The sequence below is a fragment of the Pseudomonas sp. BE134 genome (assembly GCF_031456105.1).
Lineage (GTDB): Bacteria > Pseudomonadota > Gammaproteobacteria > Pseudomonadales > Pseudomonadaceae > Aquipseudomonas.
In genome coordinates this window covers 1-12,774 of record NZ_JAVDUA010000012.1, presented here as the reverse complement: position 1 = coordinate 12,774, position 12,774 = coordinate 1, and the positions used below count along the sequence as shown (strand labels likewise).

Annotated in this window: 14 protein-coding genes; 7 read left to right on the top strand and 7 right to left on the bottom strand. The window is 60.4% G+C overall.

What is annotated here, in order from left to right:
• Positions 1-48 precede the first annotated feature (48 nt).
• Complete coding sequence (locus J2Y56_RS11955; protein ID WP_081502831.1) at positions 49-1,110, top strand: AraC family transcriptional regulator; 1,062 nt, start codon at positions 49-51, stop codon at positions 1,108-1,110.
• Here the strand turns inward: J2Y56_RS11955 and J2Y56_RS11950 are convergent.
• Complete coding sequence (locus tag J2Y56_RS11950; protein ID WP_007948564.1) at positions 1,067-2,521, bottom strand: TrkH family potassium uptake protein; 1,455 nt, start codon at positions 2,519-2,521, stop codon at positions 1,067-1,069. The two genes, J2Y56_RS11955 and J2Y56_RS11950, sit on opposite strands and share 44 nt — an antisense overlap.
• A 120-nt stretch (positions 2,522-2,641) precedes the next feature.
• Here J2Y56_RS11950 and J2Y56_RS11945 point away from each other — a divergent pair, with 120 nt between their 5' ends.
• Positions 2,642-3,205, top strand: a complete 564-nt coding sequence (locus J2Y56_RS11945) for a nitroreductase family protein (RefSeq protein WP_310350337.1) — start codon at positions 2,642-2,644, stop codon at positions 3,203-3,205.
• A gap of 43 nt (positions 3,206-3,248) precedes the next feature.
• On the opposite strand, the gene J2Y56_RS11940 is transcribed toward J2Y56_RS11945, so the two are convergent.
• The 6 genes from J2Y56_RS11940 to J2Y56_RS11915 form a co-directional block, all read right to left on the bottom strand.
• Entirely contained in the window at positions 3,249-4,589 is a 1,341-nt protein-coding gene (locus J2Y56_RS11940) for a HAMP domain-containing sensor histidine kinase (protein ID WP_310350335.1), read from the bottom strand.
• Positions 4,590-4,766: 177 nt separating this feature from the next.
• Positions 4,767-5,204 (bottom strand): Spy/CpxP family protein refolding chaperone, encoded by a 438-nt coding sequence (locus tag J2Y56_RS11935; RefSeq protein ID WP_007948561.1) that lies wholly within the window; start codon positions 5,202-5,204, stop codon positions 4,767-4,769.
• A gap of 317 nt (positions 5,205-5,521) precedes the next feature.
• Positions 5,522-6,199, bottom strand: a complete 678-nt coding sequence (locus J2Y56_RS11930; RefSeq protein WP_007944411.1) for a response regulator transcription factor — start codon at positions 6,197-6,199, stop codon at positions 5,522-5,524.
• 7 nt (positions 6,200-6,206) lie between these two features.
• Complete coding sequence (locus J2Y56_RS11925; protein ID WP_310350332.1) at positions 6,207-6,620, bottom strand: translation initiation factor 2; 414 nt, start codon at positions 6,618-6,620, stop codon at positions 6,207-6,209.
• Between the two features lie 122 nt (positions 6,621-6,742).
• Entirely contained in the window at positions 6,743-7,042 is a 300-nt protein-coding gene (locus J2Y56_RS11920; RefSeq protein ID WP_007944409.1) for a YciI family protein, read from the bottom strand.
• 1 nt (position 7,043) lies between these two features.
• Positions 7,044-7,640 (bottom strand): septation protein A, encoded by a 597-nt coding sequence (locus J2Y56_RS11915; RefSeq protein ID WP_033049005.1) that lies wholly within the window; start codon positions 7,638-7,640, stop codon positions 7,044-7,046.
• An 87-nt stretch (positions 7,641-7,727) separates the two neighbouring features.
• Between J2Y56_RS11915 and J2Y56_RS11910 the strand changes: the two genes are divergently transcribed.
• From J2Y56_RS11910 to rluB, 5 genes are all read left to right on the top strand, one after another.
• Positions 7,728-8,591 (top strand): PHP domain-containing protein, encoded by an 864-nt coding sequence (locus J2Y56_RS11910; protein ID WP_310350328.1) that lies wholly within the window; start codon positions 7,728-7,730, stop codon positions 8,589-8,591.
• A gap of 13 nt (positions 8,592-8,604) precedes the next feature.
• Positions 8,605-9,234, top strand: a complete 630-nt coding sequence (locus tag J2Y56_RS11905; protein ID WP_033049013.1) for an L-threonylcarbamoyladenylate synthase — start codon at positions 8,605-8,607, stop codon at positions 9,232-9,234.
• On the top strand, positions 9,235-10,056 hold the full coding sequence (locus tag J2Y56_RS11900) for a ScpA family protein (protein WP_310350325.1): 822 nt from the start codon (positions 9,235-9,237) through the stop codon (positions 10,054-10,056). It begins immediately after the preceding gene.
• A gap of 11 nt (positions 10,057-10,067) precedes the next feature.
• Positions 10,068-11,045, top strand: a complete 978-nt coding sequence (scpB, locus tag J2Y56_RS11895; protein ID WP_310350322.1) for an SMC-Scp complex subunit ScpB — start codon at positions 10,068-10,070, stop codon at positions 11,043-11,045.
• Between the two features lie 249 nt (positions 11,046-11,294).
• Positions 11,295-12,578 (top strand): 23S rRNA pseudouridine(2605) synthase RluB, encoded by a 1,284-nt coding sequence (gene rluB, locus J2Y56_RS11890; protein WP_007944402.1) that lies wholly within the window; start codon positions 11,295-11,297, stop codon positions 12,576-12,578.
• Positions 12,579-12,774: the final 196 nt, after the last annotated feature.

The following is a 12,774-nucleotide window of genomic DNA, read 5'->3' as shown; positions in this document are numbered from 1 at the left end:
GGAAACCAGCCGCCTCAGACGGCTCATTGAGAACAATAAGCAAACGCCATGAGCGAACGAACGACTTCTGCAAGCTGGGCGATGGGAATTGTCAAAGCCCTGGAGATGGACGGCCTGGATTGCCGGGCTCTATTCAAACAGCTAGGGCTTGACTACGCATCACTGGATGATCCGGATGCGCGCTTCCCGCAAGATTCCATGACGCGACTGTGGCAGCGCGCGGTCGAGCTGTCCGGCAACCCGGCAATCGGCCTGAACATGGGCAAGGTGGTGCGACCGGCCTCCTTTCATGTAGCGGGTTACGCATTGATGTCCAGCCAGACACTGGCCGAAGGCTTTCAGCGGCTGGTGCGCTATCAGCGGATCATTGCCGAAAGTGCTGACCTGAGTTTCCGCCTGCTGGATGAGGGCTATGGGCTGATTCTGACGGTCCACGGCGACCATCTGCCGCCGACCCGGCAAAGCGCTGAAGCTTCAATGGCCTGTGCGCTGGCGTTGTGCAGCTGGTTGACCGGGCGTACCTTGCAACCACGCAAGGTGTTGGTGCAGGGCGATGAGCCCGCGGACCTCGAACCCTATAAACAAGCCTTTCATGCGCCATTGATGTTCAACGCACCTTACGACGCATTGATTTTCGAACGTGCCGACATGGAAGCGCCACTGCCCACTGCCAACGAGGCGATGGCGCTGTTGCATGACCGGTTTGCCGGCGAGTACCTGGCGCGGTTCTCCGAAACCCGCGTGACGCACAAGGCGCGCCAGGTGCTGTGCCGTCTGCTGCCTCAGGGCGAACCCAAACGCGATACCGTGGCGCAGACGCTGCACCTGTCGCAACGCACCTTGCAGCGACGCTTGCAGGAAGAGGGCACCAGTTTTCAGACGTTGCTCGATGACACACGGCGCGAATTGGCCGAGCAATACCTGGCCCAGCCCACCATGACCCTGCTGGAAATTGCCTACCTGCTGGGGTTCGCCGACCCGAGCAACTTCTTCCGCGCGTTCCGCCGCTGGTTCAATGCCACCCCTGGTGAGTACCGGGCACACATCACAGAAGCGGCGGCGCAGGTCAATGTCGCCAGAAAGCAGGAATGCACAGAACAAACACCGTAATGATTTCCAGTCGGCCCAGCAGCATGCCGCACGACAGAATCCACTTGGCGGCGTCCGGCAACGACGAGAAGTTACCCGCCGGCCCGATGGTCGGACCCAACCCCGGCCCGACACCGGACACAGTACTGGCCGCACCGGTCAGGGCGGTCATCCAGTCCACGCCGAGCAGTGAGAGCAGCAACGCGATGACGCAGATGGTGATGGCGAAGAAGAACGAAAAGGTCAGGATCGAACGCACGATTTCTTCGTCGAGACGGTGACCGTTGTACTTCTGCTTGATCACCGCGCGCGGGTGAATCAATTGGTTAAGGTTGGCCTTGAGAAGGATATAGGCGACCTGGAAGCGGAATATCTTGATCCCGCCGGCCGTCGAGCCAGAGCAGCCGCCGACAAAGCCCAGGTAAAAGAACAGCATCAGCGAGAAGTTGCCCCACAGGCTGTAATCCCCCAGCGCAAAACCGGTGGTCGTGACTACCGATGTCACGTTAAACGCCACATGCCGCAAGGCTTCGAGCCAATGCAGTTGGGTGGTCCACCAGTACCAGGTGCCGAGCACCAGCCAGGTCACCAGCAACATGCCGAGCATCCCTTGAACCTGCTGATCCTTGATCAATGCCCGACGATTGCCGCGCAAGGTCGCGACGTACAGGGTAAAGGGCAGGCTGCCCAGAATCATGATGACAATCGCCACCCAGTGCACCGCCGGTTGCGTCCATTTGGCCAGCGATTGGTCAGAAGTGGAAAAGCCGCCGGTGGAGATGGCTGACATCGCGTGGTTGATCGAATCAAACAGGCTCATCCCGGCCCACCAGAACGCCAGGCTTCCGAGAATGGTGATGCCGACGTACGCCGCCACGATCAAACGCGCCACCATGTGCGAACGGGGCATGACTTTCTCGGAACGGTCCGAGGACTCGGTCTGAAACAGGCGCATGCCACCGATACGCAGCAGCGGCAGGATCGCGACCGCCATGCCGATAAAACCGATGCCGCCGAGCCAGTGCAACAGCGAACGCCACATCAAAATGCCGGGGGACATGCTGTCCAGGCCGCTGAGTACCGTGGCACCGGTGGCGGTGATGCCGGACATGCTTTCAAAGATCGAGTCGGTGAAACTGACGTGCTGAGCCAGTAAAAACGGCAGCGCGGCGAAGAGGCAGACCACCAGCCAACTGCTGACGGTCAACAGGTACATGTCCCGTGGACGCAGGTGTATGTGTTCGGGGCGACCAGGGATAACCATCGCCAGGCCTGCGACAAAGGTAATCATGCTCGACCACAGGAACGAAGGTAGCTCGTGGGTGCGGTCGAAAATCACCAGGGTCGCCATGGGCACGGTCATGGCGATCGCCAGTGTGATCAGGAAGATGCCGATGATAAAACCGATAATCCGTAAGGTCGGCAACGCCATGAAGTCCGCTCGGGCTGTTGTGGGAGGGGCGCCATTCTACCTGCGGGGCAGGGCATGTAAACCGACGCCGCTTGCGCACTTGCAGATAGAATAGCCAAACATTTTTTCTGGAGGTGGCCGATGCAGGCTCTCGACGCTTTGCTCAACCGTGTTTCCGTTCCCCGACTCATCGATCCGGCACCGACTGCGGCGCAGCGCGAAGTGCTGTTTGGCGCGGCGATGCGCGCCCCGGACCATGGCCATTTGCAGCCTTGGCGCTTTCTGACGGTCGAGGGCGCGGCGCGCGAGCAAATGGGCGAGTTGCTGGCCGAAGCGGCAAAGCTGCAAGACAGCGAGGTGTCGCAAGCGGCGCTGGACAAGGCGCGTAACGGCCCGCTGCGTGCGCCATTGGTGGTGGTGGTGATTGCGCGGGTGCAGGAGCACGTCAAATACCCGAAATCCGAGCAACTTCTGGCCGCGGGCTGTGCGGCACACGGGATTTTGCTGGCGGCGTATGCGCAAGGGATTGGTGCGGTGTGGCGCACCGGTGACTTGGCCTACTCGGCGCATGTGACCAAAGGGCTGGGGTTGGCAGAGGGGGAAGAGGTGATTGCGTTTCTGTACCTCGGCACACCGCAGAAAGAACCGCGCGTGGCCGAGAAAGTCGACCTTGCCGAATTTGTCAGCGCCTGGGCTGCGGCGTAAGGATCGTTCCCACGCGGAGCGTGGGAACGATCTCTACAGGGGATCAGGGTTGGACGATGGCCCCCGGCACCAGCGGCAATTCCAGACTGGCCACAAACCCGCCCTGCGGATGATTGGCCAGCACCAGGCTCCCGCCATGTCGTTCCGCCGCGCGGCGCGCAATCGCCAGGCCCAAGCCATGCCCGGCCGCTGTTTGCCCTGGTGCTCGATAGAAGGGTTCGCCCAACTGGTTCAAATGCTCGGCGTTTACGCCTGGCCCATGGTCGCGCACGCTGACCACAATGCGCTCACCCTGACGCACGGCCTGCATTTCGATCGACTGCCCAACCGGGTTAAAGCGCTGAGCGTTGCGCAGCAGATTGTCGACGGCACGCTCGATCATCGTCGGCCAGCCTTTGAGGTTCAGTTGCGGTTCTGCCTCAAGGCGCACGTTTTGCTCGGGTGAACCGAGTTGTGCGTCCTTCTGCAGCGTATTCAGCAACGCGTTGAGGTCGACCTCTTCGGCGCTGGCGTTGTCGGCATCGACCCGCGCCAGCACGAGGATTTCGCTGATCAACGCTTCCAGCCGGTCACATTCGCGGGTCAGGCGCGGCCAGAGTTTTTCCCGTTCCTCAGGGGTGGCCCGTTCCGCCAACGCCAGTGCAATGCGCAGTCGGGCGAGCGGGGAGCGCAACTCATGCGACACGTCGCGAAGCAATTGCCGCTGACTGCCGATCAGGCTTTGCAGGCGCGAGCCCATGCGGTTGAAGTCATTGGCCAGCACACCAAACTCATCGCGACGGTTGGCCAGTTTCACCAGGCTGTTCTGCTGGTAAGTGGTTTGTCCCAGATCATGCACGGCACCGCGCAAACGGCTGAGCGGGCGGGTGATCGACAACGTGACGAACAGGCTGAACAAGGTCAGCACCACCAAGGCAATGCCCAGCGCACTCAATGGCCACAGCAGACTTTCGCGGTGCCATGAATCCAGTTCAGGGTGCGGGATGCGATAAATCAGCAGGTAGGTGTCGCCGGTTTTTTCGCTGGTGTATTCCGCCGTCAAACGACGCCATGGCAGGCGCCGATCATCGTTGTTCTGCCGGGCTTCAAACGCCGCCGCGCGACGAGGGAAGGTGCCACGCACCACCGGGTCGCCGCTTTCGTTCAACACCTGAACGTCAATGTGATATTGACGTTTGCGCTGTTCCAGAATGTCCTGGGCGGCCTCTTCACCTTGGGATTCGTAGGTTTGCGTCCACTGTTCGGGCAGGGTATTGAGGCCCGGATGGCGGCTGAGAATCCACGCATCCTGGTTGAGCATGTGCCCAAGCAGAATGGAGAGCCCCGCCACCAGAGCAATGGCCAGCCAGAAGCTGGCCAGAATTCGCCAGAACAATGAACGCACAGAAAATCCTCACGCAAACACAAATCCATGTGGGAGTGAGCCTGCTCGCGATAGCGGTGGGTCATTCAACAATGATGTCGATTGACACTCCCTCATCGCGAGCAGGCTCGCTCCCACAATTGAACTGAGTGGCATCAGACCCAACGGGGTTGAGCCGTTGGGTCCGGGGTTAGCGCATTATTGCGCTTTTTGCGGTTGTTGCGCTTTCCAGGCCTTGAACTCGGCCCATTCGGCGCGACGCTCAGCCTTTTTCTTCTGGATCTCGTCGAATTGCTTCTGTTGATCCGGTTTCAGCAGGGCACGCACGTCGGCCTCTGCTTTTTTGTGGTTGGCGGACATTTCGTCCTTCATGGCTTTCTGGTCGGCTGGCGAGAGTTTCTCCAGGTACTTGTCGACCAGTTGCTTACGCTCGTGCATCTGTTCGCCCATGATCTTGCGGATCTGCTCGCGCTGTTCGCGGCTCAGGTCCAGTTGGCTGTACGGGCCTTTGCCGTGCATGCCGTGCATCTGACCGCCGTGGTGCGAGCCGTCCATCGGGCCGCTACCTTCAGGCATGGCCATGGCAACGGTCGGCAGGGCGGCGGCGAACATCAGAGCGATTAGAGTCTTGCGCATGGTGAATCTCCTTGTCTCGTTCCCGGTACGTTCCGGATGAGTACAGAATACGCAGATCAAGGTCAGCGGCGGTCAGCGGAGCGTAAAGCTTGGGTAAAGACGGTTTCTCGCCGACCTGACAAAACCGATTAATCTGACAAAACATGACCCGCGTAGCAGCTGCCGAGCCTGCGAGGCTGCGTTCGGCGGCGCAGCCGTCGTAAACCCAGAGCGCGCGGTTTACGTGAAAAACCGCAGTGCCTGATTTCACGACTGCTTCGCAGCTGAACGCAGCCTCGCGGTGCTCGTCAGCTGCTACACAACGGATCGTGTGTGATTCAGAGGCTGTAGTAGTAACCACGGCTACGCAGGGCCACGATGCGTGGGCGGCCGTCGGGGTGCGGGCCGATTTTTTTGCGCAGGTTGCTGACGTGCATGTCCAGGCTGCGGTCGTACAGGGTCAACTTGCGGCCGAGGGCAATTTGCGCCAGTTCCTGTTTGTCCAGTGGCTCGCCGGGCTGCTTGAGCAGGGCTTCAAGCAAACGGCTTTCGGAGACGGTGAGGGTGAATTCCTGTTCATCGATGCTGACCACGCCGCGCACCGGGCTGAAACACAAATCGCCCAGCTCCATGTGGCTGGACACCGCCGCCGGGTGGCTGCGGCGCAACACTGCGCGCAGACGGGCTGTCAGTTCCCGTGGGTCGCAGGGTTTGGCCAGGTAATCGTCCGCGCCAAGTTCCAGGCCGAGGATGCGGTCCAGTGGTTCGCCGCGCGCCGACAGCATCAGTACCGGCAAATCCGGGTGATCGTTGCGCAATTGCTTGAGCAACTCCAGGCCACTGCCGTCCGGCAGCATCACGTCCAGCACCACGGCGGCCGGGGAGGTTTCGGCCAGCGCGCGACGGGCACTCAGGCCATCGTGGCAAGCACGGACCTGAAAACCTTCCTGGCTCAACCAACTGCTCAGGAGCTCGCATAGCTCCTGGTCATCATCAATTAGTAACAGCTCGCTCATGAATCACTCAATTTAGCCATTGCCGACGTTTTCTGGTGGCACCACTGGCGAAGATACCGCACAGCAGGGCCGATAGCGCAACTCCTGCTCCAATGACAAACCACTGCTGCTGATCGGTCAGCAGGCGTGGCAGCGGGTTGCTGGTCTGCGTTTCCTTGAGTTGCAGCTTGAGGCGCTGATTCTCTTGGCGCAACCGGCCCAGTTGAGCGCTTTCGCGTTCGCCATCGGTATTTTGCAATTGTTTGTTCAGTTCTTCTCGTTGCTGTTCGCTTACCCTCAAGCGCTGCTGCAACTCGGCAATCTGGGTGCCGGCGCTCAGCGACAGCGGCGTCGAATTACCGCCCTCGGCGTTATCTTCACCGTGAGCCGGGGCCACCATCGACAACGTCACCAACAACAGACACAACGGACCCTTGCGCATCGCGACTCCTGATTCCAATCGAGTAATTGGGCAGGTTGTCGGCAGGCAAACGAGAATAATGAGCGATTGAGAGCGCGATGAACCGACAAGGTTCACCGCGCGGGGGCATTTTTGGGGGGAAGTTACGGCAGGACTTGCTTGAAGGGCTTGACCAGAACGTTGGCGTAGACGCCTGCGGCGATGTACGGATCAGCGTCGGCCCAGGCTTGTGCAGCGTTCAGGGAATCGAATTCGGCGACGATCAGGCTGCCGGTGAAACCCGCGGCGCCCGGATCATTGCTGTCGACTGCCGGGTGTGGACCGGCCAAAACAATGCGGCCTTCGCCCTTGAGCACTTGCAGGCGCTCAAGATGGGCAGGGCGCGCGGCCAGTCGGGCTTCCAGGGAGTTGGCGACGTCTGTGGCAATGATTGCGTAAAGCATGTCAGTCCTCGGTTTTTGGCGTAGTGGTATCGGCGTCGTGCATGTGGCGGGACAAGTAAATGCCCTGAGCAATCAGGAACAGCAGCGTCATGCCCAGGCTGCCGAAGACTTTGAAGTCGACCCAGTATTCCTGGTAGGTGAACGCGACGAACAGGTTGGCGGCACCGCAAAACAGGAAAAACGCGATCCAGGCGATGTTCAGGCGCGTCCAGACCGGCTCCGGCAGGGTCAGCGCGTGGCCCATGATGCGCTTGATCAACAGGCTGTCACCGATGAAATGGCTGCCAATGAATGCCAGGGCAAACAACCAGTTCACCACGGGCGCTTTCCACTTCAGGAAGGTTTCGCTGTGGAACGCCAGCGTCAGGCTACCGAAGACCAGGCAGGCGATGAGGGTCAGCCACTGGCTCTTCTCCAGCTTGCGCTGCTTGATGAACAGCGTGCCGTAAACCACCAGGGAACTGATGATCAACATTGCGGTGGCGCTGTAGATTCCGCCTACAGTCACCTCGTGACCGGCGATGTCAACGACCCGTGGATCGAGTTTGAAGACGATGAAAAACAGCAAAAGCGGGATGAAATCGATGAATTGTTTCACAGTGGCAGCCAGAAGCAGGATGTGGCGGCATAATAACAAACATATGGGCGCGCGATAGCGCCAGCTGATTTGAGGTAACAAAGTCCTGTGAATGTTGATTTGCACTGCCATAGCACGGCCTCCGATGGCGCCCTGGCGCCTGCGGTTCTGGTTGCGCGTGCGTTCGAGAAAGGCGTGCGAGTCCTGGCCTTGACCGACCACGACACCCTTGAGGGCCTTGATGAGGCCCGCACAGCCGCGACCGCGCTGGGGATGCAACTGGTCAATGGCGTCGAATTGTCCTGCACCTGGGGCGGCGCGACCATTCATGTATTGGGATACGGGTTTGATGTAACGGCGCCGCCGTTGGTCGAGGCGATCGCCAAACTGCACGATGGCCGTTGGCTACGATCCGAAGAAATAAGCCGCAAGCTGGCATTGAAGGGCATGCCGGGCGCGCTGGACGGTGCCCGGGCCATGCAGCAGCAACTGGGTGACAGCGGCAACGCACCGGCCCGCCCGCACTTCGCCGACTGGATGGTGCGGGAAGGGCATGTAAAGGACCGCGCCGAAGCGTTCCGCAAATGGTTGGGCGCCGGCAAGCTGGGCGACGTCAAGCAACACTGGCCGACTCTGGAAGAGACCGTCGAAACCTTGCGTGCCGCCAAGGCCTGGGTCAGCCTGGCGCATCCCTGGCACTACGATTTCACTCGCAGCAAGCGTCGTCGCCTGATTTCTGACTATATTCAAGCCGGAGGCCACGCGATTGAGGTGGTCAATGGCCATCAGCCTGCCGAACAAGTGGGCAGCCTGGCTATTCTTGCTCGTGAGTTCGGTCTGCTGGTCAGCGCCGGCAGTGATTTTCATGGCCCTGGAGGCTGGTCTGAGATCGGTGAATACCGCCCGCTCCCGGAGGATCTGCCACCACTGTGGTGTCGTTTCAAACATGACCCAATTATTGCCGCCGTCTGAACAGGTAGAAAATGTGAGTCAATTTTTCCAGATTCATCCGGAAAACCCACAAGCACGCCTGATCAAACAGGCCGTCGAGATCATTCGCAGCGGCGGAGTGGTGGTGTATCCCACAGACTCGTCCTATGCCATTGGTTGCCAGATCGGCGACAAGAATGCCGTGGATCGCGTGCGCCGTTTGCGCGGGCTGGATGACAAACACAACTTCACACTGATTTGCAGCGACCTGTCGCAACTGGGGCTGTTCGCCAAGATCGATACCGGCACGTTCCGCTTGCTCAAGGCGCACCTGCCGGGGCCGTACACCTTCATTCTCAACGCCACCCGCGAAGTCCCGCGGCTGTTGCTGCACCCGAAAAAACGCACCATCGGCCTGCGTGTCCCGAGCCATCCGATTGCGCTGGCGCTGCTGGAACAGCTGGGCGAACCGCTGATGAGCGTGACCCTGATCATGCCCGGCGACATCGACCCGTTGACCGACCCTTACGAAATGCGTCAATTGCTTGAACATCAGGTCGACCTGATCATTGACGGCGGTTTCGGCGGGATCAAGGCGTCGACTGTGATCAACCTCGCCGACGGCGAGCCGGAAGTGATCCGTGTCGGTTGCGGCGATCCTTCGCCGTTCATGGCCGAGGCGTAGATGTCAGCAGTAGAACCCGTTGTCGACAGTCAGGCCGGAGCCCAGCAAGAGCTGCCCTTCGCGATGGTGTATGGCCAGGCGGTCCTCGAAATGCCGCTGGACCTGTACATCCCGCCGGATGCACTTGAGGTGTTTCTCGAAGCTTTCGAAGGCCCGCTCGACCTGTTGCTGTACCTGATCCGCAAACAGAACATCAACATCCTCGACATCCCGGTGGCGGAAATCACTCGCCAGTACATGGGCTATGTCGAGTTGATGCAGTCGGTGCGCCTGGAACTGGCCGCCGAGTACCTGGTGATGGCCGCGATGCTGGCCGAGATCAAATCGCGGATGCTGCTGCCGCGTGCCGAAACCATTGAAGATGAAGAAGACGACCCCCGCGCCGAGCTGATCCGCCGCTTGCAGGAATACGAGCGCTTCAAGGCGGCTGCCGAAGGCATCGATGGTTTGAGCCGCGTCGGTCGCGACGTGGTGGTGCCCAAGCTGGATGCGCCGGAAGCCCGGGCGCGCAAACTGTTGCCGGACGTGCGTCTATCGGAATTGCTGTTGTCCATGGCCGAGGTCCTGCGCCGGGGCGACATGTTCGAAAGCCACCAGGTCAGCCGCGAGGCGCTGTCCACCCGTGAACGCATGAGCGGTGTGCTGGAGCGGCTCAAGGGTGGCGGTTTCGTGCCCTTTGTCGAGCTGTTCACCGCTGAAGAAGGACGACTCGGGGTGGTGGTGACCTTTATGGCGATCCTCGAACTGGTCAAGGAATCCTTGGTCGAGCTGGTGCAGAATGAGCCGTTCGCAGCGATCCACGTGCGGGCCCGAGCCGAATAACGAGTTGAATCATGAACCTGACTGAACCCCGCGAGCTGGCGCCACTGCTTGAAGCCTTTCTGTTGGCCTCGGGAAAACCGCAATCGCTTGAACGCCTGTTCGAACTGTTCGAAGAAGGGGAGCGGCCGGAGCCGCCGGTCTTCAAGAAAGCGCTGACGATTTTGGCCAAGTCCTGTGACGGTCGAGCTTTTGAGCTGAAGGAAGTGGCCTCCGGCTACCGTCTGCAAATCCGCGAAAAGTTCTCGCCGTGGGTCGGGCGTTTGTGGGAAGAGCGGCCGCAGCGCTATTCCCGCGCCATGCTCGAAACCATTGCGCTGATCGCCTATCGCCAGCCGATCACCCGGGGCGAGATCGAAGATGTGCGGGGCGTGGCGGTCAACAGTCAGATCGTCAAGACGCTGATGGAACGTGAGTGGATCCGCATCGTGGGCTACCGCGATGTGCCCGGCAAACCGGCGATGTTCGCGACCACCAAGGCGTTTCTCGATCACTTCAACCTGAAGAACCTCGACGATCTGCCGCCGCTGGCCGAGCTGCGCGAGCTGGAACCGGACCCGGTGCTCGACTTCGACGACGCCCCCGTGCCGGCCAGCCTGCAGGCATTGGCAGACGCCAGCGCCGAACCGGAAGAGCCGAAGGAAGAAACCAGTTTCCACACGCTGTTGCTGGAGCTGGACACCATGGAGGAGGGGCTCAAGACTGACTTCGATGATTTGCTGCGCGATGGCGACATACCTGCGGTTGAGCCTGAGATCGACAGCGAACTTCAGGTCGAGCCCGAAGCCACCGTCGAAGCAGAGCCGGAGCCAGAGCTGGAAGACGACGTGCTGGGTGTCGCCGAGGCTCGCGAAAAACTCCTGGCCGCCGTCGCGGCGCTTGAACAACCGAAACCCGAGCCCGAGCCCGAGCCCGAGTTAAGCGACGAAGAAGCCGAAGCCCGGGCGCTCGCTGAAGCCATTGAAGCCGAACGCCGCGAGTTCGATGACTGACGCAGTCCCTCAAACAATAGAGATCCCTGTGGGAGCGGGGGGTGATGTTTTGAATCAAGCCGAACGCCACCGGTCGGCGGAAAAACAGGTAACTCTGCATTCATCAACTAGTCTCTGATGCGAAATCGCCCGCATGAGCGTATGATTCGCGACCCTTTGGCGATCCCTTCGCCCTAGCGCACAGTTTTACATCGCTTCAGGACGCTCAATTCAGGGCAGCCTGAACAGACCACACCGGGAGGTGCCCAGATGAGTATCAACGACCAGAAAGACGACCAGGAAATCGGCCCGGCAGGCGAAAAACTGCAGAAAGTCCTCGCCCGTATCGGCGTCGGCTCGCGCCGTGACGTAGAAGCCTGGATCAGCCACGGCCGCATCAAGGTCAATGGCAAAGACGCCACGCTCGGTCAGCGTGTCGACATGCACGACGCCATCACCATTGATGGCAAGGTGATCAAGCGCGAAGAAGCCGCCGAGTCGGTACGCCGCGTGATCATGTACAACAAGCCCGACGGTGAAATCTGCACCCGTGTCGACCCGGAAGGCCGTCCGACCGTTTTCGACAAGATGCCGCGCCCGAAAGAAGGTCGCTGGATCAATATCGGCCGTCTGGACATCAACACCACTGGTCTGCTGATGTTCACCACCGACGGTGAACTGGCCAACCGCCTGATGCACCCTTCCTACGAAATGGACCGTGAATACGCGGTACGTGTACGTGGCGAAGTGGACGACGAGATGATCGAGCGTCTGAAAGCAGGCGTCGTCCTTGAAGACGGCCCGGCCAAGTTCACCGACATCAAGCAGGCGCCAGGCGGCGAAGGTTTCAACCACTGGTACCACTGCGTGGTGATGGAAGGTCGTAACCGCGAAGTTCGTCGTCTGTGGGAATCCCAGGGCCTGGTGGTCAGCCGTTTGAAGCGCGTGCGTTTCGGTCCGGTATTCCTCAACTCCGACCTGCCGATGGGCCGCTGGCGCGAAATGAGCCAGTACGAAGTAGACATTCTGAGTGCTGAAGTTGGCCTGACGCCGGTAGCGATGCCGCAGATGAACGCCAAGAGCAAAGACAAGCTCGATCGCATGCAGCGTAAATCGTCGCGTCCGATGGGCAAGACCGAGCGTGTGCGTACGTTGCGTCCAGCAGCCGGTGGCCAGCCATCTGTTGCTCCGCGTGATTCCCGTGAACCGCATATCGAAGGCGAGCGTCCAGCCCGCAAACCAGCAGCACCTCGTGCTGATGGCGAGCGCGGTCCACGCACGCCACGTCCAGCCAATGGTCGCACCGAGCGCGGCGAAGGCCGTGGTGCGCCAAGCGGCGGTCGCAGCGATCGCGCTCCGGCGGGTCGTGGTGAGTCGGGTCGCGGTACGCCAGTAGCAGACCGTCCTGCCGACACCAAGCGCCCGGCCAAGCCAGCGCCGAAGAAACGCCCAGGCATCGTCCTGGTCGACAAGGACGCGCCATCGGGCAAGCGCCGTGGTGCACCAGCCGGTTCGGGCCAGCGTCCGGGCTTTGGTCGTCGCAAGCCTGAGTAATCGGTAGGCGCTGCATAAAAAACGCCATCCTTCGGGGTGGCTTTTTTTTTGTCTGGCTTTAAGTGTTGTGGTGAATGGTCGGGCGTCATCGCGAGCAGGCTCGCTCCCACATCTATGGTTACCCCCTTTTCTGCAATACTGTTTTTGATGCCGTGTTTGGCTTGCTTTCATCTATCCGGCGTCTGAGTGGGGTTGT

Excerpts from the sequence above, each read along its gene's own strand:
- J2Y56_RS11955 (WP_081502831.1), top strand. The coding sequence starts at position 49 with ATGAGCGAACGAACGACTTCTGCAAGCTGGGCGATGGGAATTGTCAAA.
- J2Y56_RS11950 (WP_007948564.1), bottom strand. The coding sequence starts at position 2,521 with ATGGCGTTGCCGACCTTACGGATTATCGGTTTTATCATCGGCATCTTC.
- J2Y56_RS11945 (WP_310350337.1), top strand. The coding sequence starts at position 2,642 with ATGCAGGCTCTCGACGCTTTGCTCAACCGTGTTTCCGTTCCCCGACTC.
- J2Y56_RS11935 (WP_007948561.1), bottom strand. The coding sequence starts at position 5,204 with ATGCGCAAGACTCTAATCGCTCTGATGTTCGCCGCCGCCCTGCCGACC.
- J2Y56_RS11930 (WP_007944411.1), bottom strand. The coding sequence starts at position 6,199 with ATGAGCGAGCTGTTACTAATTGATGATGACCAGGAGCTATGCGAGCTC.
- J2Y56_RS11925 (WP_310350332.1), bottom strand. The coding sequence starts at position 6,620 with ATGCGCAAGGGTCCGTTGTGTCTGTTGTTGGTGACGTTGTCGATGGTG.
- J2Y56_RS11920 (WP_007944409.1), bottom strand. The coding sequence starts at position 7,042 with ATGCTTTACGCAATCATTGCCACAGACGTCGCCAACTCCCTGGAAGCC.
- J2Y56_RS11900 (WP_310350325.1), top strand. The coding sequence starts at position 9,235 with ATGTCAGCAGTAGAACCCGTTGTCGACAGTCAGGCCGGAGCCCAGCAA.
- scpB (WP_310350322.1), top strand. The coding sequence starts at position 10,068 with ATGAACCTGACTGAACCCCGCGAGCTGGCGCCACTGCTTGAAGCCTTT.
- rluB (WP_007944402.1), top strand. The coding sequence starts at position 11,295 with ATGAGTATCAACGACCAGAAAGACGACCAGGAAATCGGCCCGGCAGGC.